Genomic DNA, 25,016 nt, shown 5'->3' with positions numbered 1-25,016 from the left:
CATAGCGGCTCCGTAAAGCTGACTCCAGCATGCCTCTTATGCTTTGCCTGTATCTGTGATCGAGGTGGCAACCATCTCCTCACCGGATGCAGGGAGAATTTCCTGCTGCGGTGGCTGGGCATCCTCCGCCGTGCTGGCCAGCGCCACCCGCTCCAGCAGTTTGAGGGAGTGGGCCCGGCCGACCGCCACCTGCCGTTTGATGTCATCCGGCAGGAAGGGGAGGCCATCGTTGGTGGCGGTGTCGATAGTCTGGATCCACTCCAGCCCTTCCCCCGGCGGCGGCAGGCGGAACTGGATGTCGTAATCGCTGGCGTTGAACAGCACGTACCAGCGCTCGCCGACACAGTTGATCATGCCGATATCCATGGCGAACGCCTGCCCCATGGGGGCGTGCCAATCCTGATCGGTGAGCTGGTGGCCGTCCGGGTGATACCAGTTGACCTGATGGCAGCTGGACGGGGTGCCATTCCAGCTGTCGTCGCTCAGTTGCAGGTTGGAGAAGACGCAGGACTCCGCCCGCAGCGCCATCATCTGCTGGGTGAAGGCGAACAGCCGCTCATCCTCCGGTCGCCACTGCCAGTTGACCCAGCTGATCTGGTTGTCCTGACAGTAGGCGTTGTTGTTGCCAAGCTGGCTGCGTCCCATCTCGTCCCCGGCGAGGAAGTGGGGAGTACCTTGGGAGAGCAGCAGAGTGGCAATCAGATTGCGCTTCTGCTGCTGGCGCAGGCTGTTGACCCGCGGATCCAGGGTCGGCCCCTCTACCCCATGGTTATAGGAGAGGTTGTTGCCGTGGCCGTCCCGATTGTCTTCACCGTTGGCCTGATTGTGGCGCTGGTTGTAGGAGACCAGATCCTCCAGGGTGAAACCGTCGTGATAGCAGAGGTAGTTGACGCTGGTGTGGGGGGAGCGCCAGTTTTTCGGGAAGATATCCCGCGAACCCACCAGCCGGGTGGCGAAGTCCCCCATCTTGCCCGCATCACCGCGCCAGAAGGCGCGCACCGTGTCGCGGTAGCGGTCGTTGATCTCCTGCCACTGGCTCGGGAATTGACCCAGCCGGTAGCCGAAGGGGCCGATATCCCAGGGTTCGGCGATGAGCTTGACCTGTGACAGCACAGGGTCGGCCATCACGGCTTTGAAGAAGGCGCCCATGGGCTCGAACTCTCCCGCTTCCCGCGCCAGCGTCACCGCCAGATCGAAACGGAAGCCATCCACCTGCATCTCGGTGACCCAGTAGCGCAAAGCATCGAGCACCAGTCGCAGGGTGTTGGGGTGATCCAGATTGACGCTGTTGCCACAACCGGTCACGTTGGCGTGACGGGTGTAGTCCGGGCCGTGGGGGCCCGCTTCGAAGGCGTAGTAACCGGCGTTGTCAAAGCCCTTGAACGAGAGGGTAGGGCCATCGAAGCCAGAGGCGGCAGTGTGGTTGTAGACCACATCCAGGATCACCTCGAGCCCGGCCCGGTGCAGCTCGCGCACCATGGTCTTGAACTCGGTCACCGCCTCGTCGGCCCTGGTGCTGTAGCGTGGCTCCGGGGCGAAGAAGGCAATGGGGTTGTAGCCCCAGTAGTTGGTCAGTCCCAACTGCTCCAGTCGCGGTTCCGACATGAAGGCGGCCACCGGCATCAGTTGCACCGAGGTGATACCGAGGCTCTTCATGTGCTCGATAACCAGCGGGTGACAGATGCCAAGATAGGTGCCCTGCAGCGCTTTGGGGATCCCCGGGTGCTGCTTGGTAAAGCCCTTGACGTGGGTCTCGTAGATAATGGTGCGGGCCGGACTGATCCCGGGTTTGCCAACCCCTTGCCAGTCAAAACTGTCATCCACTACCACCGACTTGGCAATCATCCCGGCACTATCACCCTGATAGAGGGCTTCATCCCAGTAGGTGGGACGACTGAGCGCCTTGGCGTAGGGGTCAATCAGCAGTTTTTGCGGATCGAACAGCATCCCCTCCTGCGGGGTGCCATAGACCCGATAGCCGTAGCGCTGACCGGCCTTTACGCCGCGCACGTAGCCAAAGCGATACTGGCCACGGCGGCCGGGCAACTCCAGCCGCATCAGCTCATGCTCCTGCTCGTCGTACAGGCAGATCTCCACCTTGTCCGACTGGGGGGCCCAGACGCAGAAGTGGCAACCGTTCTCGTCAAGGCGGGCCCCCAGCGGGTGGCCCACCCCTTTTTCCATTACAAGCATCAAGACTCCTGTTTGATAAACAAGGTCGCCAGCGGCGGCAGATCCAGCACTATGCTGTGTGCCATCCCCTGCCAGGGGGTCGGCTCGGCAGCGAACACCAGACCTACATCATAGTTACTGCCCCAGTAATACTCGCTGTCGGTGTTGAGCACCACCCGATAGCGGCCCGCCGCAGGGACGCCGATCCGATATTCGATACGGGGCACCGGGGTGAAGTTGCAAGCCACCACAATAGCCTGCTTGCCCTCTTTGTCCGCCCGCAGCCAGGCAAAGATGCTGTTGTCGGCATCGTTATGATCCAGCCAGCGGAAGCCGGTCTGCTCATAATCGGCCTGATACAAGGCAGGCTCATGACGGTAGAGGTGGTTGAGATCGTGGATCAGTCGCTGTTGACCGGCATGCTTGGGATATTGCAGCAGATGCCACGGCAGTTGGGCGTCGTGGTTCCACTCGTTGCTCTGAGCGATTTCGGTGCCCATGAAGTTGAGCTTCTTGCCCGGGTGGGCGTACATGAAACCCATGTAGGCCCGCAGGTTGGCTGCTTGCTGCCACTCGTCGCCCGGCATCTTGTAGAGCATGGAGTGCTTGCCGTGCACCACCTCGTCGTGGGAGAGCGACAGGATGAAGTTCTCGTCATAGTGGTAAACCATGGAGAAGGTCATGTCGTTGTGGTGGTAGCGGCGGTGGATCGGCTCTTTCTGCATGTAGGTGAGGGTGTCGTGCATCCAGCCCATATTCCACTTGAAGCCAAAGCCGAGGCCGCCGAGGAAGGTGGGGCGGGAGACACCGGCAAAGGCGGTGGACTCTTCGGCGATGGTCATGGCGTGGGGATACTTGCCATAGACCTCCTCGTTGGTCCACTTGAGCAGGCTGATCGCCTCGTAGTTGTGGTTGCCGCCATCGACGTTCGGTACCCACTCACCGGCGTTGCGGGAGTAATCCAGATAGAGCATGGAGGCGACCGCATCCACCCGCAGTCCGTCGATGTGGAACTTGTCGAGCCAGAACAGGGCGCTCGCCACCAGGAACTGGCGCACTGTGTCGCGGCCAAAGTCGTAGATGTAGGAGTTCCAGTCCGGGTGCCAGCCACGGCGCGGATCTTCATATTCGTAGAGCGGGGTGCCATCGAAGCGGGCCAGGCCGTGGGCATCGGACGGGAAGTGGGCGGGCACCCAGTCCAGAATGATGCCGATGCCGGCCTGGTGGCACTGGTCGACGAAGTATTTGAAATCATCAGCGGTGCCGTAGCGGCTGGTAGGGGAGAACATGCCCACCGGCTGGTAGCCCCAGGAGCCGCTGAAGGGGTGCTCGGAGACCGGCAGCAGCTCGATGTGGGTGTACTCCATCTCCTTGACGTAGGCGACCAGCTCCACTGCCAGCTCGCGCCAGCTCAGGCTGTCGCCGTTGGGGTGGCGCTTCCAGGAGCCGACGTGCAGCTCATAGATGGAGAGCGGCTGCTCGCGTTTGTCGTTGTGCTGGCTGGCAATCCACTCGGCATCCTGCCACTGGTACTGGGCGTGGTCATAGACCACGGAGGCGAACGACGGATACTGCTCGCAGTAGAAACCGACAGGGTCGCTCTTGTGGGGCAGCCGGTTGCCCATGGGATCCTTGAGCTCGAACTTGTAGCGATCCCCGGCCTTGAGGCCCGGCACAAACAACACCCAGTGACCGCAGAGGCTGCGCTGCATCGGGTGGCGGCGGCCATCCCAGAAGTTGAAATCGCCGATCAGGCTCACGGCGGTGGCGCTCGGCGCATAGACCGCAAAACGCACCCCCTCCACCTGCTGGCCAAGATGCTCCACGGTGCGCAGCTGGGCGCCAAGGGTGTGATAGAGGTTTTCCGGCTGGGCGGTCAGTTCGGCCAGGCCTGCCCAGGCGGCATCCTGAAACTGATAGGGGTCGATGACCTCGGTGGTGGCATCTTGGTAGCTGGCGATCAGCTGATAGGGGAAGGAGTTTTTGCGGCGGGTGAAAACAGTTTCAAAAAGACCCGATTCATCGGTGGGCGCCAGGGTGGCAACGACTTTGCCCGACTTGAGATCCTTGACGCGGACTTCGAGGGCATCAGGCAACCAGGCGGTCAGTTTGAGGCCGGGCCCATCCGGATTGGCCTGCAGGCCTAAGTGAGAGAAGGGATCGGAACAGCGGGCAGCAACCAAACGTTCAACGAGCATCGAGATTTCCTTTCATGACAGAGCATCCACTCCGGCCGAAGCCGGAGTGGATTTAGGTGAGAACGCTGTGGGAGACAGCGTCTCAACGACTGGCCTCATCACGGGCTTGGCTCATCTTGCCAGCCAGTGCCTTGAGTGCCTCATTGGCAAAAATATCTTCCAGATCAGCGGAAAGCTTGCGGCGCCAGTTGGGGTATTCGTAACTGGTGCCCGGTACGTTGACCGGCTTGTCCATCTCCAGCCAGTCTTCCAGCTGGGTACTAAACAGGGCGCAGCTGCCGCGGGACATATGGATCTGCAGACCGTGGTTGAGTTCGGTGTTCATGCCTACCCAGTTCACGTCATGACTGATGTTGTCAGAGATGACCTTGTGGGCATGCAAGCTGTCGAGGATCCGCTGTTTGGCCTGGTGACGATCAGCATACAGAGTCTTCAATACATCTTCATCCGGATACAGACCCAGTTGACGGCCGAGCGCCAGATCGTCGCAATGCCAGAAGCCCTTGAGGGTCGGCATGTCGTGGGTGGTCAGGGCCGACATCGCCTGCTCGGTATAGTGCGCCGGGGAGATAAAGCCACCATCTTCCTTGGAGCGTTCGAAGAAGAACACCTTGTAGGAGTGAACGCCGTTCTCTTTCAGGGTCACGTCGATCCCCTCCGGCACGGTACCCAGATCCTCGCCGATCAGCAGGCACTGATTGCGGTGGGATTCGAGGGCCAGAATGCCCAGCAGATCGTTGACCGGATAGTAGATGTAGGCGCCCTTGGCGGCGGACGCTCCGGGCGGTACCCACCACAGGCGCAGCAAGGCCATCACGTGGTCGATGCGCAGTGCGCCACAGGAGCGCATGTTGGCACGGAACAAGTCCACCATCGGCTGATAGGCCGCTTCAAACAGCTTGTTCGGGTTCATCGGGGGCAGGCCCCAGTTCTGACCGAGCGGGCCGAGGATATCGGGTGGCGCACCGACCGAAGCTTTCGGGCAGTAGAGATCCTGGTTGGCCCAGATCTCGGTGGAGCCTTCGGAGACGCCCACCGCCAGATCCCGGTAGATACCCATCACCATGCCGGCAGCCTTGGCACGGGCATCGGCTTGCGCCAGCTGTTCATCAGCTAGGAACTGCAGGTAGAGGTAGAAGTTGACATCTTGCGGGTGTTCGGCCATCCAGGCGGCAACGGCAGGATTGTGGTAATCGCGCAGCTCCTGCGGCCATACCGGCCAGCCCCAGGCATTTTCGCCTTTGGCATAGAAGTGGGCCTGCAGGGCATCAAATGCTGCCTGCTGTTGCAGGCTGTCGCCACCGGCGGCGACGAAGGCATCAAAGGCGGCCTGACGCTCGGCGCTCAGGGTGGCTTCGTCGAACACCTGACGCAGCATGCCGAGTTTGGTCTGGATCACGCCGGTGTAATCGACATTCTCTTTGGCGCGCAGATCGGCCAGATGTTGCTGGAAGGCAGGACTTGCCACTTCCGCCTTCAGGCGATCGCTCTGCTGGAATTCGGGCACCGCTTCCACATTGATATAGGCCACGTTGAGCCAGCGACGGGAAGAGGGGCTATAGGGACTGGCGCTCTCCGGATTGGCCGGATAGAGGGCGTGGATGGGGTTGAGGCCGACGAAGTGAGCACCCCAGGCGGCGGCTTTCTCAACCAGCTGGCCCAGATCGCTGAAATCACCGATACCCCAGTTGTGGCGGCTGCGCAGGCAGTAGAGCTGCACGCTCGGACCCCATACCTTGCGGCCATCGGCAATTGGCGCCTGCTTGTAGCAGGCCTTGGGGGCGACAATGAGGCGCATGGTGGCCAGCGGCTCGTCATTGCCCTCTTCCAGCAGCACCAGCTGGTGATAGCCCAGCTCCGGGGCCATATCCAGAGTGACGCGATAGGCCTGGCACTCCATCTCTTCAAATTCGGCCACGCCGACCAGCTCACCCTCGATGGGGGTGAATTGACCAGACAGCACTGCACCCTGCTCCTGCTGGAGCTGCCAGGTGAGGGCGTCGTTGACGAATTCGATGGGGAGGCGAACCTCAAGGGTAACGGCGTCGCCGGTGCGAACCACCATCACAGGATCCAGCGCCCGCAGCCAGTGCTGGCGATGCTCCTCTTCCAGCTGCTGCACCAGTGCGGCCTCGTCATCGACGCGGTAGCCCATGGCGCCCAGCATGGCGGCCTTACTCTCTTCTGATACCTGGGCCGGGTGGCCCCAGGCATCGACATACTCGCTGGCGATACCTTTTGCGGCAGCCAGCTGTTCAATCAGGGTGGTCATAGTTTGAGAATTCCCGCTGTGGATTCTATCTATACTATTTTGTTTGATTTTTATGGGGTGGTACTTGAACAGTGGCTCTATGGGCCATGCTAAACCGCGCACATTTTTACATATCTCTGTGAATGGTTGTGTGACCGAGTAGGCACTATTGTTGATATCTGCGCGATGCCACGATCTGGCACTTTTTTCGTCAAAACGTGGTAATCAGTTACATAAACAGAAAATTAATTTCACAGTTTTTCATGATATAGCGCAATTTCAGACAGAATGTTGGTTGACTCACCGGAGAGTTCTAGTAAATTTACAAGCGGAATTTTCTTTGACTACTGAACAGTTAGGTAACTAAATATGACTATCAAAGTAGGTATTAACGGTTTTGGCCGTATCGGTCGTTTCGTATTCCGTCTGGCTTGCGAGCGTGCAGACATCGAAGTTGTTGGTATCAACGACCTGATCGATGTTGACTACATGGCTTACATGCTGAAGTACGATTCAACTCACGGTCGTTTCAACGGTACCGTTGAAGTTAAAGACGGCAACCTGGTTGTAAACGGCAAAACCGTACGTGTTACCGCTGAGCGTGACCCGGCCAACCTGAAGTGGGGCGAAATCGGTGTTGACGTTGTTGCTGAAGCTACCGGTCTGTTCCTGACCGACGAGACTGCTCGTAAGCACATCGCTGCTGGTGCCAAGAAAGTTGTTCTGACTGGCCCGTCCAAAGACGCTACCCCGATGTTCGTAATGGGTGTTAACGACTCTACCTACGCTGGCCAGGACATCGTTTCCAACGCTTCCTGCACCACCAACTGCCTGGCACCGATCGCCAAGGTTCTGAACGATACCTTCGGTATCGAGTCTGGCCTGATGACCACCGTTCACGCTACCACTGCTACCCAGAAGACCGTTGATGGTCCGTCTGCCAAAGACTGGCGCGGTGGCCGCGGTGCGGCTCAGAACATCATCCCGTCCTCTACCGGTGCTGCCAAAGCTGTTGGCGTAGTTATCCCGGAACTGAAAGGCCTGCTGACCGGTATGGCTTTCCGTGTTCCGACTCCGGACGTGTCTGTTGTTGACCTGACCGTTAACCTGAAGAAAGCTGCCACCTACGCAGAAATCTGCGAAGCGATGAAAGCTGCTTCCGAAGGCGCTATGAAAGGCGTTCTGGGCTACACCGAAGACGAAGTTGTATCTACCGACTTCCTGGGTGAGCGTCAGACCTCCGTATTCGACGCCAAGGCTGGTATCCAGCTGAACGACAAATTCGTTAAAGTTGTATCCTGGTACGACAACGAAATGGGCTACTCCAGCAAAGTTCTGGACCTGATCGCTCACATCTCCAAGTAATTTGGGATGCGCAATCGCGTAGCTTGAAAAAGGCGGCCATTGGCCGCCTTTTTGTTTTTCGGTTTCCCCTGATGACAGGAGTCCACATGCAATCCATTCGTCCCCTGACAGCCAATTGCAAGCTTGCCAACAATGCGGCCGGTCTGCCGGTTCTCACCATCAACAACGACTATGCCAAGGCCGAGATCAGCCTGTTTGGCGCCCATGTGCTGAGCTATCAGCGTCATGGTGAGCCAGCCTCCATCTGGTTGAGCGACAAGGCGGTGCTGGATGGCAGCAAGCCTGTTCGCGGTGGTATCCCGATCTGCTGGCCCTGGTTTGGCCCGGCGCCCGCCCGCGTCGGTAGCGGCAAGCCCTCCCACGGTTTTGCCCGTACCACCCTCTGGATGCTGGACGGGGTCTCAGATCACGCTGATGGCACGCTTGTTCATCTCTCCCTGCGTGACAGCGATGCGACCCGTGCCCTGTGGGATCACGCCTTCGAGCTGGAACTGGACGTGCTGGTGGGCAAAGAGCTTTCGCTGGTGCTGACCACTCGCAACACAGGTGCTCAGCCATTGACCTATAGCGGTGCGCTGCACACCTATTTGCAGATCAGCTCACCAGAGGTGGTAAGCGTCACCGGCCTGGGCGAGCCCTATGCCGACAAGCTGACCGGACAGGATGCCAAGCAGCAGGGTGCATTGACCCTGAGCGGGCCGCTGGATCGGGTCTACTGGCAGCCAGAGGCGCTGGTGAGCGTGCAGGATGGTGAGCGCAAGACCCGGGTTGTCAGTGGCAACCACGACAGCGTGGTGGTCTGGACCCCATGGCTGGAAGGGGCCACCGCCATGGCCGACATGAGCGACGATGGCTATCGCACCATGCTCTGCGTCGAAGCTGCCATCGCTGGCGAGGCGGGGGTGACCGTTGCGCCGGATGATGAGCACAGCCTCTCCACCGTGATCATCTGATCAGGATGAGGTTCAGATAAATAAAGAGGGCTCCCGCGGGAGCCCTCTTTGCATCTCGTGACGGCGGCAATCAGGCGTTGCCCTGGGTCTTGAGCTTGAGTTCGGCGGCGAAATTGAGCATGCGGTCGAGGGGGATCAAGGCTTTGACCCGCAGATCTTCGTCGACATGGATCTCGTGGCGCTCGGCACCGTCGGTGAGGGCCTCCTTGATCGCCACCAGACCATTCATCGCCATCCAGGGGCAGTGGGCGCAACTGCGGCAGGTAGCGCCATCGCCACCGGTCGGTGCTTCCACCATCTCTTTCTCCGGACAAGCTTGCTGCATCTTGTAGAAGATGCCCCGATCGGTCGCCACGATCAGCTTCTGCTGGGGCAGCTCTTTGGCCGCCTTGATCAGCTGACTGGTGGAGCCCACCGCATCGGCCAGCTCGATCACCGAGGCGGGGGATTCCGGATGAACCAGCACGGCGGCGTCAGGATTCTGCTCTTTCAGCTCGCGTAGGGCGCGGGCCTTGAACTCATCGTGGACGATGCAGTGGCCCTGCCAGCGCAGCATCTGCGCCCCGGTCTTCTTCTCAATATAGGCACCCAGATGGCGATCCGGGCCCCAGATGATCTTGTGACCCAGACTGTCGAGGTGTTCGACGATCTCCAGCGCGATGCTGGAGGTCACCACCCAGTCAGCCCGTGCTTTGACCGCAGCCGAGGTATTGGCGTAGACCACCACGGTATGATCCGGGTTGGCATCGCAGAAGGCGGAAAACTGCTCGATGGGGCAGCCCAGATCGAGGGAGCATTCGGCCTCCAGAGTCGGCATCAGCACCCGTTTGTGGGGGCTCAGGATCTTGGAGGTCTCCCCCATGAAGCGCACCCCGGCGACGATCAGGGTCTGCGCCTCGTGATCGCGGCCAAAGCGGGCCATCTCCAGCGAGTCACCGACGAAACCGCCGGTGGCTTCGGCCAGCGCCTGGATCTCGGGATCCGTGTAGTAGTGGGCGACCAGTACCGCTTTGCGCTCCTTGAGTAGCGCCTTGATTTCTGTGGTCAAGGTCGTTCTCTGCTCGGCACTCAGGGGAAGAGGTTTGGCCGGAAAGGGGTAGTCCATCGCGACTACCGGCGGGACACTGCTCAGTGCATTGCTCATTGCGACTGTTCCATCAACGCTCGGGAAGGCCAAAATTATAACCAGAAGCCGGTGACAAACCCATCACAAATCCGGTGTGCTGCAAGTGGACGAATATACTCAACTTATTCGTTGTCATATTGCCATAAGGAGTTGTCGTATGAAGCAACGTTCCCTCAAGTTCAAGTTGTTGTCTCTGACCATGGGGCTGTTTCTGTTGACCGGGCTGGCCATGACCCTGTTGCAATCGGCTTCTTTCAGTTCCCTTCGCAATATGGTGATGACCCAGACCAGCGATGCACTGGAAGAGGAGGTCTCCCGCAGTCTGCAGTATCAGGCAGAGCGCTATGCCATCCAGATTGCTTCGCTGATGCAGAACTCCTACCAAATCCCCCTGACCGTGACCGCCCAGATTGAAGCCGGTATGGCCAAACCGGAACTGCGGTTGTCGCGACCCCAAGTGGAGTCTCTGCTCGGCAGCAGCCTGCAGCAGGCGAGCGGGATCAGCTCCATTTATGCCCAGTTTGAACCGGATGGCTATGATGGCGAGGATGGCAACTGGCTGGGCGGGGCCAGCCACTCGGTGGCAGGCAAGGGGAGTCTGGAGGTCTATTTCACCAAGGATCAGGGAGGGGCCGTCGCCCAGCAAGCGGTGGACGCCGCTGCCAGCGAGGCCAAGTTTGATACCTCCCTCAACGAGTTTGGCATTCGCAACAGCGAGTGGTATCTCTGTGGTCGCGATACCCGCCAGCCCTGCCTGATGGAGCCCTACCTCTACGAAATCAGCCCGGGCAACAAGATGCTGATGACCAGTCTGACGGTGCCCGTGCTGCGTGACGGCAAGTTTGTCGGGCTGGCCGGTGTGGATATGAACCTGCCCATTTTTCAGCAACTGGCTGAAAACCTTGGCAAGAGCCTCTATGACAACAAGGCGGATGTGACCCTGGTCAGCAAGATGGGGCTGATTGTGGGCAGCAACCGCTATGCCGACAAGCTGGGTCGTCCACTCAAGGAGGTGGGCCTGACCTTGCCTGACGGTCAGCCGGTCAGCAGCGACAGTGACTTTACTCTTCATCAGCCCATCCGGGTTGAGGCAGCCAATACCCAGTGGTGGTTGATGATCAAGGTGCCCAAGGCGCTGGCGCTGAGCAAGGCGCACGCCATCAGCAATGAACTGGGCACCCTGCTGGTGGATGCCCAGCGGCAGCAGATCATCGCGATGGGCGGGATCACTTTGCTGGTGCTGGGCTTGCTGGTCTGGTTTATCCAGACCATCACAGCGCCACTTTCTCTTATCAGCCGCCATGTGGGCCATCTCTCCAGCAACGAGGGGGACCTGACCCAGCAGATGGAGATCGACACCCATCAGGAGCTGATCGATCTGGGTTCCCAGCTCAATGCCTTCCTCGGCAAGCTGCGGGGCATGGTGCAAATGAGCAAGGGGATCGGTCAGCAGGTCTACCAGCAGGCGCGGGAGATGAAACATACCGCCGACACCATGCGCAGTAGTCTGGACGAGCAGAATCTGGAGCTGGAGAGCGTAGTGAGCGCCATGCATCAGATGAGCACCACGGCAGTCAGCGTGGCGGGTTATGCCGAGCAGGCAGCGCAGGAGTCGGAAGCGGCGACCCACCACATCAATACCGCCCAGCAGACCCTCAGCAATGCCCGCAACGAGATCCATACTCTGGTCGGCGATATGCATGAGGCGGACAAGGCGGTGGCGCTGGTGGCCCAGCGCAGCACCAATATCAGCCGGATCCTCGATGTGATCCGCGCCATTGCCGAGCAGACCAATCTGCTGGCCCTCAACGCCGCCATCGAAGCGGCACGGGCGGGTGACATGGGCCGCGGCTTTGCGGTGGTGGCGGATGAGGTACGGGCGCTGGCCAACAAGACCCGTGAATCGACCGACGAGATCGGCCAGCTGATTGGTAGCCTGCAGACCGAGGTGAGCAGCAGCCAACGTCTGATGAATACCGGCATCGAGCGCTCCACCACCACGGTGCAGGGTACCGAGCAGGCGTTCGAGGCGCTCAATCGGGTGGTGGCCCAGATCCAGCAGATCCACGACCACATCAGTCAGGTCGCCACCGCCGCCGAGCAGCAGAGCGCCGTCAGTGACGATATCAACAAGAATTTGATGCGGATTGGTGATACCGCCAACGTGATCGGGCAGGAGGCCAGCTCCAGCCATCAACTGAGCGAGGCGCTGGAGCAAGCGGCCACGGCGCTGGCCAGTCAGCTCGATCGGCTGCGTACCTGAGTGGCCGCCAGAGAGACAAAAGCCCGCGAGCGATCGCGGGCTTTTTTATGACTCGATGGCAGAGTTGCGTCAGTTGCGGAGTTCAACCAGCAGGATATGGGAGTCGGCCCCGACCACCCTGACCTTGCTGCCCGCAGGCAGCGATTCGTCACAGCGCACTGTCCAGACCGTGTCGTCCAGATGTACCCGGCTGGTGCCTTGGGCGACATCATCCAGCAGGGTCAGCTCGCGGCCCATATAGCTCTGCATCCGCTCGTTGATGGTGCTGGCGGCATCCTGACCCGAGTTGTCACGCTGGTGCTGCCAGCGCCACCAGGCCCAGGTGGTGAGCAGGGATTGCACCGCAAACAGCAGCAACTGCGCCTGCCAGCCAAAGGGCCAGATCAGCAGCAGTAGACCCACTTCCAGCGCGGCGATGCCGGTCCAGAGCAAAAAGCCCACCGAGCCGAGCACCTCGATGGCCAGCAGAATGAAGCCGAGCCCCAGCCAGTGCCAGTGGGTCAGCCCCTCTAACAGGGCTGTCATGACTTGCTGCCCTTGCCATCTTTGTTGAACAGCTCGGCCATGCCAGCCACAGAGCCAATCAGGCTGCCCGCTTCCAGCGGCATCATGATGATCTTGCTGTTGGGGCCTTCACCGATGCGGGCCAGAGCTTCGGTATATTTCTGAGCCACGAAGTAGTTGATGGCCTGCAGGTCTCCTTCCGCAATCGCCTGGGAAACCATATGGGTCGCTTTGGCTTCCGCCTCGGCTGCCCGCTCCCGCGCTTCGGCGGCGAGGAATGCGGCCTGACGCTCACCTTCGGCTTTGAGGATCTGGGACTGCTTTTCGCCTTCCGCTTTCAGGATCTTGGACTGGCGCACGCCTTCGGCTTCCAGTACCTCGGCCCGTTTCTGGCGCTCGGCCTTCATCTGGGCGTTCATCGCTTCGACCAGCGCCAGCGGCGGACGCACATCTTTAATCTCGATGCGGGTCACCTTGATGCCCCAGGGGGCGGTGGCGGCATCCATGGTGCGCAGCAGCTTCTCGTTGATGGTGTCGCGCTGGGAGAGCATCTCGTCCAACTCCATGGCACCGAGCACGGTGCGCATATTGGTCATGGTGAGATTGCGGATGGCGCTGGTGAGATCGTTGACCTCGTAACCCGCTTTGCGGGCATCCACCACCTGCACAAAGCTGATGGCGTCGATGGTGACGTTGGCGTTGTCGCGGGAGATCACCTCTTGTGCCGGGATGTCCAGCACCTGCTCCATCATGATGATCTTGTGGCCGACCCGATCCACGTAGGGGATCAACAGGTTAAGACCCGGTGTCAGGGTGCGGGTGTAGCGGCCGAAGCGCTCCACCGTCCAGTTGTAGCCCTGGGGCACTATCTTGATGCCCGCGCTCAGGGTGGCGAGCACCAGGAACACGAAAATCCCTAGCACAATCAATGATTCATTCATCATTTAGCTCCTTATGAAACACAGTCCCTAGCCTATGGTCTGGCGTCAGGTACCACAAGTGACTTTGTACGCCTTTGTCATGAATCGGCTTTGCTAATTACCAAAACGCATTAAAAAGCATTTTTTATTATTTTGAGGGATAAGCTGCCCTGCCTATAGTCGCCCCATATTAGTCGTGTTCCGAGGGATGGGCCGAAATGGATTATTTACCTATGTTTGCCAAGTTGGAAGGCCGCCCGGTACTGCTGGTAGGCGGGGGTGAGGTTGCCCTGCGCAAGGCGCGCCTGCTGCTGGCAGCCGGTGCCCGGCTGACCCTGGTCTCCCCGGAGCTTGAACCGGAATTTTCGGAATTTGCCGGTCGTTTTACCCATCTGGCGGAGCGCTTCACCCCGGCCCATCTGGCAGGCCAGATCCTGGTCGTTGCCGCTACAGACAACCTCGAAGTCAACGCCCTCGTTTATCAGAGTGCCAACCAACTGGGTCTGTTCGTCAACGTGGTGGATGACCCCAAGCGCTCCAGCTTTATCTTTCCCTCGATCATCGATCGTTCGCCGCTGATGGTGGCGGTCTCCAGCGGTGGCAAGGCGCCGGTGCTGGTGCGCCTGCTGCGCGAGCGGCTGGAGAGCCTGCTGCCGCGCCATCTTGGCGGGCTGACCGAGCTCTCAGGGCGGGTCCGTGACAAGGCCAAGCGGGTGCTCTCCTCGATTTCCGATCGCCGCCGCTTCTGGGAGCGAGCCTTTGCCTCCAACACCCTCGCCAGCCTGATTGAGAAAGAGGATTGGCAAGGTGCCGAGCAGTGGCTGAGCGATGGCCTCGATCAGGCGAAAAGCGAAGTGGGCGAGGTGGTCTTGGTCGGCGCGGGCCCCGGCGATCCGGGCCTCTTGACCCTCAAGGCGCTGCAACAGATTCAACAGGCTGAAGTGGTGCTCTACGACCAGCTGGTCTCGCCTGAGATCCTCGATCTGGTGCGCCGTGATGCCACTTTGGTGTCGGTCGGCAAGAAGGCGGGCGCCCACAGCGTGCCGCAGGAGGAGACCAATCGCCTGCTGGTTGAGTACTCCAAGGCGGGCAACCGGGTAGTGCGGCTGAAAGGGGGCGATCCCTTTATGTTTGGCCGTGGCGGCGAGGAGCTGGAAGTGCTGGCCGACGAAGGTATCCCCTTCTCTGTGGTGCCCGGCATCACGGCCGCCGCCGGCGCCACCGCCTATGCAGGTATTCCGCTGACTCACCGTGATTATGCCCAGAGCGCCGTCTTTATTACCGGCCACTGCCAGATCGATGGCAAGGAGCCCGACTGGCAGCAGCTCGCCGCCACCAGTCAGACCCTGGTCATCTACATGGGGCTGATGCGCTCCGAGCATATCCAGCAGCAGTTGGTGGATCACGGCCGAAGCCAAGCCACCCCCATCGCCATCATCGAGCGTGGCACCACATCCCGCCAGCGGGTGCTGACCGGCACGCTGGCCGACTTGGCTGAGCTTGCCAAACAGGCGGTGAGCCCGTCGCTTATCGTCATCGGCGAAGTAGTGGCACTGCGCGAGCGGCTCGCCTGGTTTGGAGAAAAAAGCGGCGAGCAGCTGCGCGCTAACCCGGATCTCGATGGCTGCGACCTCAAGCTGGTGCAGCTGGCCTGACCGAGAAAGAGATATTTGATGCGGCTGCCGGTGCGGCCGCGCACTGAACCACCCAGCGCCCCGAGCAGGCGCATAAGCAATGACCCGAGGACCAACATGGACCGTGAAAGATTGACCCACTTGCAGCAGCTGGAAGCCGAGAGCATCCATATCATCCGCGAGGTGGCTGCCGAATTTGAAAACCCGGTGATGATGTACTCCATCGGCAAGGACTCCTCCGTCATGCTGCACCTGGCCCGCAAGGCCTTCTATCCGGGCAAGATCCCGTTCCCCTTGCTCCACGTCGACACCGACTGGAAGTTCAAGGAGATGATCAAGTTTCGCGACGAGACCGCCAAAAAGTACGGGCTGGATCTGATCGTCCACAAGAACCCGGAAGGGCTCGCCATGGGCATCAACCCCTTCGTGCACGGCAGTGGCAAGCACACCGACATCATGAAGACCGAGGGGCTCAAGCAGGCGCTCAACAAATATGGCTTCGACGCCGCCTTCGGTGGCGCGCGCCGCGATGAAGAGAAGTCCCGCGCCAAGGAGCGGGTCTACTCCTTCCGTGACAAGTCTCACCGCTGGGATCCGAAGAACCAGCGTCCGGAGCTGTGGCGCGTCTACAACAGCCAGGTCAACAAGGGGGAGAGCATCCGGGTGTTCCCGCTCTCCAACTGGACCGAGCTGGATATCTGGCAATACATCTATCTGGAAAACATCGACATAGTGCCGCTCTACTTCGCGGCCATGCGTCCGGTGGTGGAGCGCAACGGCATCAAGATCATGGTGGATGACGATCGTATGCCCATTGGCCCGGAAGACGAAGTGAAGCAGGAACTGGTGCGCTTCCGCACCCTCGGTTGCTACCCGCTGACCGGGGCCATCGAATCCGATGCCACCACCTTGCCGGAAATTATTGAAGAGATGCTGCTCACCACCTCGAGCGAGCGGCAAGGGCGGCTGATTGACCACGATCAGGCCGGCTCCATGGAGCAGAAGAAGCGTCAGGGATATTTCTAAGGAGTCGTCAGCATGAACAGCCATATTCAGACCGCCATCACCGAACAGGGCATCGAAGCCTATCTGCACGCCCAGCAGCACAAGAGCCTGCTGCGTTTTCTCACCTGCGGCAGCGTGGATGACGGCAAGAGCACCCTTATCGGTCGCCTGCTGCACGACTCCCAGCAGATCTATGAAGATCAGCTCAAAGCGCTGGAGTCCGACAGCCAGAAGCTTGGCACCACCGGCGAGAAGCTGGACCTGGCGCTGCTGGTAGACGGCCTGCAGGCCGAGCGCGAGCAGGGCATCACCATCGACGTGGCCTACCGCTACTTCTCCACCGCCAAGCGCAAATTTATCATCTCGGATACCCCGGGCCACGAGCAGTACACCCGCAACATGGCCACCGGCGCCTCTACCTGCGATCTGGCCATCATTCTGATCGATGCCCGCAAGGGTGTGCTGGATCAGACCCGCCGCCACAGCTTTATCGCGAGCCTCTTGGGCATCAAGCAGTTCGTGGTGGCGGTCAACAAGATGGATCTGGTGGAGTTCAGTCAGGAGGTGTTTGAGCGCATCAGTGCCGACTACCGAGAGTTCGCCAAGAAGCTCAGCGTCGACACCATCCATATCGTGCCGGTCTCGGCACTGGACGGTGATAACGTGGTCAACCAGAGCGACAAGCTGGCCTGGTATCAGGGCGAAACCCTGCTTGCTCTGCTGGAGTCTGCCGAGGTTGAGCGCGAGCTGGAGCGCCATCCGGTGCGCCTGCCGGTGCAGTATGTGAACCGCCCCAACCTCGATTTTCGCGGCTTTGCGGGCACGCTCGCCTCCGGCATCCTGCGGGTGGGCGACAAGCTGGCGGTGCTGCCGTCGGGCAAGGAGAGTACGGTGACCCGCATCGTCACCTTCGACGGGGATCTGGAGTACGCCCTGCCGGGTCAGGCCATCACAGTCACCTTCGCCGACGAGATCGACATCAGCCGCGGCGACCTGCTGGTGGATGCCGCCAAGCAGCCGCAAGTGACCCAGAATGTGCTGGCCCATATCGTCTGGATGGGGGAGGAGTCCCTGCAACCGGGTCGGGTCTACGACGTCAAACTGGCCACCAAGAAGAGTCGCGGTCAGGTGGAGGCTATCCGCCACCGCGTCGAGATCAACAAGCTGGACGAGCTGCCCGCCAGCGAACTCAAGCTCAACGAGATCGGCCTGTGCGAGCTGAACCTCACCGACCCGGTGGCGTTCGACCCGTATCAGGAGATCCGCGATACCGGCAGCTTTATCCTGATCGACCGGCTGACCAACGTCACCGTCGGCGCCGGCATGATAGTGGAAGGCTTGGCCGCCAAAGCGGTAAAAGGGCACTACAGCGAGTTCGAAATCGAGCTCAATGCGCTGGTGCGCAAGCACTTCCCGCACTGGCAAGCCCTTGCCATCGGTAACGACACAAGCAAGGAGTAAGCCCATGACCTGGCAACAATTCCTGGTGCTGGGTCTGCTGGCTGCTCTCGTGGCCCTGCTGATCCAGGGCAAACTCCGCCCGGCGCTGCTCTTCTCGGGCGCCGTGCTCATCACCTACCTGAGCGGGCTGGCGGATATCAATGCCGTGGTGGCGGGTTACACCAACAGTGCCCTGCTGACGCTGGTGCTGTTGCTGCTGGTGTCGCTGGCGGTGGAGAAGACCCGCATCATGAGCTGGTTCGCCAATCTGGTGGGCACAGGTTCATTCAACAAGGTGCTGGTGAAGGTGTGGTTCTCCACCGCTTTCCTGTCGGCTTTCGTCAATAACACTGCCGTGGTGGCCTCCATGCTGGGAGCGGTCAAACGCAACCCCAACCATGCGCCGTCGCGGCTGCTGCTGCCCATGTGTTTCGCGGCCACCTTTGGCGGGGTGCTGACCCTGATCGGCACCTCCACCAACCTGATCGTCAACAGCTTCCTCATCAAGATGGGGGCACCGCCGCTCGGCATGTTTGACTTCTTTATGGTGGGGGCTGGTACTCTGCTGACCGGTCTGGTGGCCGTGCTGCTGTTTGCCCGTCACCTGCCGGTTCAGGATACCGAGATGAGCCGCGAATCCGGCTACTTTCTCGAAGCCAAGGTGGGCGCCGGTTCACCGCTGGCGGGGCGCAGCGTCAAGGAGAACGGCCTGCGCAGCCTGAAAAGCCTCTATCTGGCGGAAATCATTCGCGGCGAGCAGGTGATCTGCCCGGTGCAGCCGGAACACGAGCTGCACGAAGGGGACGTACTGCTGTTTTGTGGCGATGTGGAGAGCGTCGGCGTATTGCAGGAGATGAAGGGGCTGGATCTCTACGGCCAGCACCGCCTCAACGGCCAGCATCTGGTGGAGGTGATCGTCAGCCACAGCTCGCGGCTGGTGGATCAGACCATCAAGGATGCCGAATTTCGCACCCACTTCGATGCGGTGGTGCTGGCGGTGCGCCGCGGCGAAACCCAGCTCACCGGTGGCCTCGGCCAGATTGAACTGCACGCCGGTGATACCCTGCTGCTGGCCCCCGGCCCCCAGTTTGCCCGCAACAAGTCGCTGGGACGTGAGTTTGTGGTGGTGAGCGGGCTGGAAGCCTCCACCCGTCTCGATGGCAAACGCAGCGCCGCCGTGGTGCTGGGGTTTCTCGGGGTGCTGGCGCTCTCTGTGTTCGATCTGGTGCCGCTGTTCAAGGGCTTGCTGTTGATGCTGGTGGCGCTGCTGCTCACCCGCATTCTGACCCTGGACGAGATCCGCCGCCGCTTTCCACTGGATATCTGGCTGGTGGTGGGCGGGGCGCTCGCCATCGCCGATCAGCTGGAAAAGAGCGGACTGGCCAAGCTTATCGCCGACTGGCTGATGGGGGAGTTCAACGGTGCCAGCCCCATCATCGCCTTTATCGGTATCTATTTGTTTACGCTGGTGCTAACCGAGCTGATGAGCAACAACGCCGCCGCCGCGCTGGCCTTCCCCATGGGTTACCAGCTGGCGCTCAGCATGGATGTCTCGACCATGCCGTTTATTCTGGCGGTGCTGTTCGGGGCCAGCTCCAGCTTTATCCTGCCCTACGGCTACCAGACCAACCTGATGGTCTATGCCGCGGGCAACTACAAGATGCCGGACTACCTCAAGCTGGCCCTGCCGGTCTCGCTGGCCTATAGCCTCGGGGTGATTGTGATGGTGCCCCTGCTGTTTCCGTTTTAAGGCGTGAGCGCCAATCAAGGTGTGTTGGGTGAGCAATACCATGGCACCAGCACGTTGTCGGCTGATAGTCCGAGGCGGCTCCCTGTGGTGCCGGACCGTTTAAGTTTTGAGGCGTGAGCGCCAATCAAGGAGTGTGGGATGGGCAATAGCAATGCCATGGCACCAGCACGTTGTCGGCTGATAGTCTGAGGCGGCTCCCAGTGGTGCCGGGCAGTTTAAGTTTTGAGGCGTGAGCGCCAATCAAGGAGTATTGGATGAGCAATATCGTGTGGCACAAGCATGCCGTGGACAAACAGAGCCGGGCCGAATTGAAAGGGCAAAAGCCGCTGGTGATCTGGTTTACCGGGCTCTCCGGGGCGGGCAAATCGACCCTGGCGGGGGCGCTGGAGCAGGCGCTGGCGGCACAAGGCAAGCACACCTATCTGCTGGATGGGGACAATGTGCGCCACGGCCTCTGTGGCGATCTCGGTTTCGATGATGCCGCGCGGCAGGAGAATATCCGCCGAGTCGGCGAGGTGGCAAAGCTGATGGTGGATGCGGGCCTGATCGTGCTCACCGCCTTTATCTCGCCGTTTCGTGCCGAGCGGGCGCTGGTGCGCAGCCTCTTGGGTGAAGGGGAGTTTGTCGAAGTCTTTGTCGATGCGCCGCTCGCCGTCTGTGAAGAGCGCGATCCCAAGGGGCTCTACAAGAAGGCTAGGGCAGGGGAAATTCGCAACTTTACCGGTATCGACTCCGCCTACGAGGCACCGGAGCAGCCGGAAATTCATCTGCTGAATGCCGGTAAACCGGTAGAGGTACTGGTGGATGAACTGCTGACCGCTCTGCGGAGGAGGTGCTCAATTGATCAAGGTTGATTACTCAGACCTATGTTTGATAAACAAGGGGGCGCTTGCCCCCTTGTTTATTTATTTCTATTTATTCCTCTTGTTGTCACTCTGAAATTCTTTGCTAGAGCTGTAGTACGTTTTAACTAAAAAAATAGTTACCACCTTCGATTTTAGTATTTACCATAAAGTCTGTATCACCTAACGCCTTTCGAATTAAACTTTTCTTGTTTGGCACATGCAACATCGGTACATTACCCATAGCATCTCTTAACTTTGGAAGTTTATCCCACAAGTCAGTAACCTGTTTTTTAAATTTTTTATTCTCCGTGATTATATCACTAGTTTCGGTGAAGTCGGGATAAACAACTATTACAGGTAGCTCTTTGTTATTTACCCCGTAATCAATTTCCTCACGAAGAGCCGTTGAGTTTTTGGTGTTAGAGCTTAAGAATAATATAATGTTCTTTGACTTGGCCAACCGGTCATGTAAACGGGGTTTTAGTGTATTTTCCCAATCACTACCATCTCTCACATTATAGTTTTTATCGTGTGAATCATTGAACGGAAATGTATTGTCTTCAGCCTTCCAAGCTTTTAATAAGTTATAATAAACAAAATCTTTGGTAGCGCTAGCCCCTAGATTACTTTGATTAAATGGTTCGCTTACATAAAATGCTGCGTAATTGCCAGTTCTAGCCATATTAATTAACCCTCTATGCTGTTGAACAAAACTTCTGTAACTGAAAGGTTTATTTCATTTTCAATTGATGAGTGTAGAACAATATCAACACCATTAATTAAAGTTAGATTGTCATTCATAGATATTGCGAATAGCAAAAATTCAAGTAGCTTTTGTTTCGATAAATTAACGCCTGAATGCCCTGCGCCAATGAGTGGTAAGTGTATTTTCCTTCCTTGTGAGAATTGGTTTACATATGTAAATAAATCACATATAACACGCTGATACTCGGAATTATTTACTTCAGCCCTGTGGTTTCCATTGAATCTAGTCAACGCAACTAAGAAAAATATCTTACTATCTTTTACCACTTCTGCAACGGTACCAAGCTCATAACGTTTCTTATTTCCTAGGTTTCTATTTTGATTTATTTCAATAAACGGTTTGTTACTCAAAGAATGAATGATCTGAGCCCGTAAGGCTTTTTCATTACCTCCGAAAAACTGCTTTATAAACATTCCATGAAGTGTATTTCCTGCAATAACTCTATCATCAACCAATGTGTCAAAATACTCATTCACCGGGATGATAATAATTCCGTTTTTATTAAATATGTCACCATAATAAACACTTGCTTTTACTCTTTCGGATAGAGACAACTTAATGCTCTTTTTCTTTCTAATACTAAACCATCCAAATGAAGAAGATATCAGTCCAAAAATTGCCAGATATAACCAAGGGCATTTACCAACATATCCATTCAGATGTGTTGGAAATATTGCCCAGAGAACAGTGACGAAACTTGAAACAACACCAAATGCCATAAGTGTATTTTTTATAAAAAGCTTGGCTTTCCTCATGTTAGTTCCTAACAAAAATTTGATGTAGTATGTCCAGTGTATTTACTTTTTAGAGCTTAAAGTGTTTTTTGAGAGCTGGCAGTAACTCACTTGAAACCAATTTAGGGTTTTGCTCACCACTTAGCCTTAGATACTTTATATTCTGTAAAAAGAAAGGTAACTCTTCATGGCTCACGTCATTAGAAACAACAGATAAAAGCAACACCCCTTGTCCGCCTGCATATCTTGACATAAATCCTTCCATCTCAAGCTTGCACCAAGATGAGTTAATAAACGATTTAGTTATAAAAAAAATAACTGCACCAGAATCTTTAACACCACTCTGCACCGCAGATAATATGCTTTCCCCATAGTCAATTGATACTTTGTCATACCACACAGGCAAGCCTTGACTGCTCAGGTAAGGTATTACATCTTCAACAAATGGTTTGTCTGAAGACGAATGACTAAGAAAAACAGGAAGCCTTTTCCCAAGTGGTTTAATTGAAATAATTTGAGCAATATCTTTTCGCTCTTTAAAATCAAAAAGATCATGTTTTACTTGTTCGATGCTAGATACATTTGAGACAGTCATAGAGTTAAATCTTTTTCCTCCCATCTCCATCATTAGTTCATTAATTGGGATGTCTGGCCTTTGGCGAGCACCAACGTCAGTCATTAGCTTGAGCATTTTCTCAACTTGACCATCTCTCGGGTTTTCATAGCTTAGCACTATGAAAAACTCCAAGTTGTATGGATTATTGTTAACGAAAAGTGCACACATACATAATTCATAGGCATTTTGTTCAGACACTAATATTTTGAGCACATTGGTAAATCGGGTATGTTCGCCATAATCACATTCCCAGATAAAATCTCTATATTTCAATTTTTTCTCCTGATATTAAAATTTTTGTGGAAAAACTTGGGACACTAACCAATTTTATATTGTACTGGCCATGACCCATAGCAGACTCCATCTCATATATTGGGCTAATACGCGCTGCGCCAACCTGCAAAACCACGCTACCGCCCCTGAATTCCAGCCTCCAGCTTGCTGCTTTTTACCGGCGTTTTGGCACTGGTTTGGTTCATGGCTGACTCCTGCGAGAGGTTGCCAAGCGGATATGTTACCGAACGGGGCTGGGGTGAAAAGTGCAAGCGGGCGGTTTTCTGAGCAAGATCAATAAATTAATAAATAACGGACGGCGATATAACCGCTCAACAGTGGCTGCCATCAGCACAGAGGGAGAACTGACGGGGAAACGGCTGTGCCGTCCTCTTGTTGGCGGGCATTAAAAAAACCTATGGGCCCAAAGGTCCATAGGGTTTTTCTGCGGTGATTGTTTGGGTAGTGGCTATCTGGCTTGGCGAACCGGCACGGCGCGGGTGGTGGCCACTTCGTAGCGGCTTTGGGTTGCCGGAGCCCCCTTCTGGAACTGGCGTACCAGCCGGTCAAGATCGCTCAACTGGTTGACCAGCTGGGTGATGCCGTGCACGGCGTGCTGGCTGCCGACGCTGGAGTCATCGGCCAGGGTCTTGATGCTGAGCACGTTGCGGTTGATCTCGGCGGTGACGTGGAACTGCTCCTGTACCGCCTGGGCAATCTGGCCGCTGCCGGAGGCGACCTGCTGCAGCATATCGTTGATCTGCTGCAGGATGGTGCCGGTCGCCGAGGCTTTTTGCTGGCAGCTTTCGGAGAGTTGGCAGCCCTTCTCCATCGCCTGTTCTGCATCCCCGGCGCTGGTTTGCAGCTCGGTGATCATCTTCTGGATCTCGCTGGTCGAGGATTGGGTCTTGATGGCGAGGGTGCGGATCTCGTCGGCCACTACCGAGAAGCCGCGACCCGCTTCGCCAGCCCGTGCCGCTTCGATGGCGGCATTGAGGGCCAGCAGGTTGGTCTGGTTGGCGATGTTGTTGATCACATCAAGGATGCCATCGATATCGCGGCAGTGGCCGACCAGCGCACTGATCACGCTCTTGGAGGTGGTAAGTTCACTGTTCATACCCGCCACGGCAGCCACGGTTTCGGCCACGCTGTGGTTGCCGCTCTTGAACAGGTCGGCGGTCTCGTCCAGCAGGCTGGAGGAGTCAGTCGAGCTTTGTGACACCTCGCGAATGGATTCCGACATCTCGGTCACGGCGGTCGCTACCTGATTGGTTTCGGCCTGCTGCTGTTGCAGGTTGTCGGTGATGGATTCGGCGTTGCGCAGATCCCCTTCGGCGGCCTGCAGGATCTTGCTGCAAGTCTGCTGGGTGCGGGCCAGCACGGCGTTGAACTCGGCCTGATTCATCACCATCGAGAGTTCGATGGCGGCGATGTTGTCCACCTTGTTGGTGTAGAGCAGTTGCATCAGCGGGTTGTCAAAGCGGCTGCGGGCCATCTTGTTGAGCTTGCCGAGGCGGCGGGAGAGGGCATTCAGGGTGATGGCCGCTATCGCCAGCGGCAGGGCGGCCAGCGCCAGTTGCCAGTTCATGTCGTGGCTGTAGCCCAGCGCAAACATGGCGAGCAGGCTCAGCAGCAGACAGAGGTTGATGGCCAGGGTATGGGAGAAGGTGGGCAACTTGAGCGCCAGCGGCAGCTTGTTGTTGCGAAGGTCGGCATAGACCTTCTCGGCCCGCTGTTTGATCTCCTCGCTCGGGGCGGTGCGTACCGACTGATACTCCACCACCCGGCCGCTGGCATCCTTGATGGGGGTGACAAAGGCGCTGACCCAGTAGTGATCGCCACTCTTGCAGCGATTTTTCACCGGCCCCATCCAGCTCTTGCCTTCGCGGATATGGTTCCACAGATCGGCAAAGGCCTGTTTCGGCATGTCAGGATGACGCACCAGATTGTGGTGTTCCCCCACCAGCTCGTCGAGCGAGAAGCCTGCTATCTCGCAGAACTCCTCGTTGGCGTAGGTGATGCGGCTCTCCAGATCCGTGGTGGAGATCAGGCTCTGGTGGTCTGGATAGAGACGTTCTCTTTGGGTAACCGGTTGATTGATTCTCATGGCCTTACTCCCGAGCTGTGATGGTTAGATTTTGATCTACATCAAGACATCTGCAAGGGGTGGGCCAGCTGGCAAAAGCTAATGATTGATATGT

General features: G+C 57.7%; 18 protein-coding genes. 8 read left to right on the top strand and 10 right to left on the bottom strand.

What is annotated here, in order from left to right; all coding sequences use genetic code 11:
- Nucleotides 1-36: 36 nt before the first annotated feature.
- From glgX to malQ, 3 genes are all read right to left on the bottom strand, one after another.
- A complete protein-coding gene (glgX, locus tag G5332_RS18780) occupies nucleotides 37-2,193 on the bottom strand; it encodes a glycogen debranching protein GlgX (RefSeq protein ID WP_216952050.1) in 2,157 nt (718 codons plus the stop codon).
- Nucleotides 2,193-4,370, bottom strand: a complete 2,178-nt coding sequence (glgB, locus tag G5332_RS18775; protein ID WP_421249869.1) for a 1,4-alpha-glucan branching protein GlgB — start codon at nucleotides 4,368-4,370, stop codon at nucleotides 2,193-2,195. Before glgB ends, glgX begins: the two co-directional genes overlap by 1 nt.
- Nucleotides 4,371-4,452: 82 nt before the next feature.
- Nucleotides 4,453-6,642: a 4-alpha-glucanotransferase gene (malQ, locus tag G5332_RS18770; RefSeq protein ID WP_128816048.1), complete on the bottom strand. Its 2,190-nt coding sequence runs from the start codon at nucleotides 6,640-6,642 to the stop codon at nucleotides 4,453-4,455.
- A 348-nt stretch (nucleotides 6,643-6,990) separates the two neighbouring features.
- Here malQ and gap point away from each other — a divergent pair, with 348 nt between their 5' ends.
- Together gap and G5332_RS18760 are read left to right on the top strand one after the other, a co-directional pair.
- The gene (gene gap, locus G5332_RS18765; protein ID WP_005335708.1) at nucleotides 6,991-7,986 is read left to right on the top strand and encodes a type I glyceraldehyde-3-phosphate dehydrogenase; all 996 of its coding nucleotides are present in this window, start codon (nucleotides 6,991-6,993) and stop codon (nucleotides 7,984-7,986) included.
- An 86-nt stretch (nucleotides 7,987-8,072) separates the two neighbouring features.
- On the top strand, nucleotides 8,073-8,939 hold the full coding sequence (locus G5332_RS18760; protein ID WP_202005331.1) for a D-hexose-6-phosphate mutarotase: 867 nt from the start codon (nucleotides 8,073-8,075) through the stop codon (nucleotides 8,937-8,939).
- Nucleotides 8,940-9,009: 70 nt separating this feature from the next.
- Here G5332_RS18760 and nadA read toward each other — a convergent pair whose 3' ends face one another.
- The gene (nadA, locus tag G5332_RS18755) at nucleotides 9,010-10,083 is read right to left on the bottom strand and encodes a quinolinate synthase NadA (RefSeq protein WP_005335706.1); all 1,074 of its coding nucleotides are present in this window, start codon (nucleotides 10,081-10,083) and stop codon (nucleotides 9,010-9,012) included.
- Nucleotides 10,084-10,222: 139 nt separating this feature from the next.
- Between nadA and G5332_RS18750 the strand changes: the two genes are divergently transcribed.
- Nucleotides 10,223-12,328 carry a methyl-accepting chemotaxis protein gene (locus G5332_RS18750; protein WP_421259442.1) on the top strand — a complete coding sequence of 702 codons (2,106 nt, stop codon included), beginning with the start codon at nucleotides 10,223-10,225 and terminating at the stop codon, nucleotides 12,326-12,328.
- Nucleotides 12,329-12,397: 69 nt separating this feature from the next.
- Here G5332_RS18750 and G5332_RS18745 read toward each other — a convergent pair whose 3' ends face one another.
- Both G5332_RS18745 and G5332_RS18740 read right to left on the bottom strand, forming a co-directional pair.
- Nucleotides 12,398-12,853, bottom strand: coding sequence for an NfeD family protein (locus G5332_RS18745; protein ID WP_139440724.1), 456 nt, complete (start codon nucleotides 12,851-12,853; stop codon nucleotides 12,398-12,400).
- Nucleotides 12,850-13,773: an SPFH domain-containing protein gene (locus G5332_RS18740; protein WP_005335703.1), complete on the bottom strand. Its 924-nt coding sequence runs from the start codon at nucleotides 13,771-13,773 to the stop codon at nucleotides 12,850-12,852. The genes G5332_RS18745 and G5332_RS18740 overlap by 4 nt, the downstream gene beginning before the upstream one ends.
- Before the next feature lie 197 nt (nucleotides 13,774-13,970).
- On the opposite strand from G5332_RS18740, the gene cysG reads away from it, so the two are divergent.
- The 5 genes from cysG (at nucleotide 13,971) to cysC (ending at nucleotide 20,435) form a co-directional block, all read left to right on the top strand.
- The gene (cysG, locus tag G5332_RS18735; RefSeq protein ID WP_421311533.1) at nucleotides 13,971-15,407 is read left to right on the top strand and encodes a siroheme synthase CysG; all 1,437 of its coding nucleotides are present in this window, start codon (nucleotides 13,971-13,973) and stop codon (nucleotides 15,405-15,407) included.
- Nucleotides 15,408-15,479: 72 nt separating this feature from the next.
- Nucleotides 15,480-16,412 (top strand): sulfate adenylyltransferase subunit CysD, encoded by a 933-nt coding sequence (gene cysD, locus G5332_RS18730; protein ID WP_335843379.1) that lies wholly within the window; start codon nucleotides 15,480-15,482, stop codon nucleotides 16,410-16,412.
- A gap of 12 nt (nucleotides 16,413-16,424) precedes the next feature.
- Nucleotides 16,425-17,852, top strand: a complete 1,428-nt coding sequence (gene cysN, locus G5332_RS18725) for a sulfate adenylyltransferase subunit CysN (protein ID WP_421311532.1) — start codon at nucleotides 16,425-16,427, stop codon at nucleotides 17,850-17,852.
- Nucleotides 17,853-17,856: 4 nt separating this feature from the next.
- A complete protein-coding gene (locus G5332_RS18720) occupies nucleotides 17,857-19,581 on the top strand; it encodes an SLC13 family permease (RefSeq protein ID WP_368215165.1) in 1,725 nt (574 codons plus the stop codon).
- A gap of 254 nt (nucleotides 19,582-19,835) precedes the next feature.
- Nucleotides 19,836-20,435 (top strand): adenylyl-sulfate kinase, encoded by a 600-nt coding sequence (gene cysC / locus G5332_RS18715; RefSeq protein WP_421311530.1) that lies wholly within the window; start codon nucleotides 19,836-19,838, stop codon nucleotides 20,433-20,435.
- Nucleotides 20,436-20,547: 112 nt separating this feature from the next.
- Here cysC and G5332_RS18710 read toward each other — a convergent pair whose 3' ends face one another.
- The 4 genes from G5332_RS18710 to G5332_RS18695 form a co-directional block, all read right to left on the bottom strand.
- Nucleotides 20,548-21,108, bottom strand: coding sequence for a TIR domain-containing protein (locus G5332_RS18710; RefSeq protein WP_421311528.1), 561 nt, complete (start codon nucleotides 21,106-21,108; stop codon nucleotides 20,548-20,550).
- A 5-nt stretch (nucleotides 21,109-21,113) separates the two neighbouring features.
- Nucleotides 21,114-21,947, bottom strand: coding sequence for a macro domain-containing protein (locus G5332_RS18705; RefSeq protein ID WP_139730225.1), 834 nt, complete (start codon nucleotides 21,945-21,947; stop codon nucleotides 21,114-21,116).
- 49 nt (nucleotides 21,948-21,996) lie between these two features.
- A complete protein-coding gene (locus tag G5332_RS18700; protein ID WP_042063162.1) occupies nucleotides 21,997-22,815 on the bottom strand; it encodes a toll/interleukin-1 receptor domain-containing protein in 819 nt (272 codons plus the stop codon).
- Nucleotides 22,816-23,284: 469 nt separating this feature from the next.
- Nucleotides 23,285-24,922, bottom strand: a complete 1,638-nt coding sequence (locus tag G5332_RS18695; RefSeq protein WP_421311527.1) for a PAS domain-containing methyl-accepting chemotaxis protein — start codon at nucleotides 24,920-24,922, stop codon at nucleotides 23,285-23,287.
- Nucleotides 24,923-25,016: the final 94 nt, after the last annotated feature.

Origin of the sequence: Aeromonas sp. 603757 (assembly GCF_049171255.1) — a bacterium.
GTDB classification, from domain to species: domain Bacteria; phylum Pseudomonadota; class Gammaproteobacteria; order Enterobacterales; family Aeromonadaceae; genus Aeromonas; species Aeromonas veronii_A.
The sequence above is the reverse complement of the archived record's forward strand: the minus strand, read 5'-3'. Positions and strand labels throughout refer to the sequence as shown.

Excerpts from the sequence above, each read along its gene's own strand:
- glgX (WP_216952050.1), bottom strand. The coding sequence starts at position 2,193 with ATGCTTGTAATGGAAAAAGGGGTGGGCCACCCGCTGGGGGCCCGCCTT.
- glgB (WP_421249869.1), bottom strand. The coding sequence starts at position 4,370 with ATGCTCGTTGAACGTTTGGTTGCTGCCCGCTGTTCCGATCCCTTCTCT.
- malQ (WP_128816048.1), bottom strand. The coding sequence starts at position 6,642 with ATGACCACCCTGATTGAACAGCTGGCTGCCGCAAAAGGTATCGCCAGC.
- gap (WP_005335708.1), top strand. The coding sequence starts at position 6,991 with ATGACTATCAAAGTAGGTATTAACGGTTTTGGCCGTATCGGTCGTTTC.
- G5332_RS18760 (WP_202005331.1), top strand. The coding sequence starts at position 8,073 with ATGCAATCCATTCGTCCCCTGACAGCCAATTGCAAGCTTGCCAACAAT.
- nadA (WP_005335706.1), bottom strand. The coding sequence starts at position 10,083 with ATGAGCAATGCACTGAGCAGTGTCCCGCCGGTAGTCGCGATGGACTAC.
- G5332_RS18750 (WP_421259442.1), top strand. The coding sequence starts at position 10,223 with ATGAAGCAACGTTCCCTCAAGTTCAAGTTGTTGTCTCTGACCATGGGG.
- G5332_RS18745 (WP_139440724.1), bottom strand. The coding sequence starts at position 12,853 with ATGACAGCCCTGTTAGAGGGGCTGACCCACTGGCACTGGCTGGGGCTC.
- G5332_RS18740 (WP_005335703.1), bottom strand. The coding sequence starts at position 13,773 with ATGAATGAATCATTGATTGTGCTAGGGATTTTCGTGTTCCTGGTGCTC.
- cysG (WP_421311533.1), top strand. The coding sequence starts at position 13,971 with ATGGATTATTTACCTATGTTTGCCAAGTTGGAAGGCCGCCCGGTACTG.
- cysN (WP_421311532.1), top strand. The coding sequence starts at position 16,425 with ATGAACAGCCATATTCAGACCGCCATCACCGAACAGGGCATCGAAGCC.
- G5332_RS18720 (WP_368215165.1), top strand. The coding sequence starts at position 17,857 with ATGACCTGGCAACAATTCCTGGTGCTGGGTCTGCTGGCTGCTCTCGTG.
- cysC (WP_421311530.1), top strand. The coding sequence starts at position 19,836 with ATGAGCAATATCGTGTGGCACAAGCATGCCGTGGACAAACAGAGCCGG.
- G5332_RS18710 (WP_421311528.1), bottom strand. The coding sequence starts at position 21,108 with ATGGCTAGAACTGGCAATTACGCAGCATTTTATGTAAGCGAACCATTT.
- G5332_RS18705 (WP_139730225.1), bottom strand. The coding sequence starts at position 21,947 with ATGAGGAAAGCCAAGCTTTTTATAAAAAATACACTTATGGCATTTGGT.
- G5332_RS18695 (WP_421311527.1), bottom strand. The coding sequence starts at position 24,922 with ATGAGAATCAATCAACCGGTTACCCAAAGAGAACGTCTCTATCCAGAC.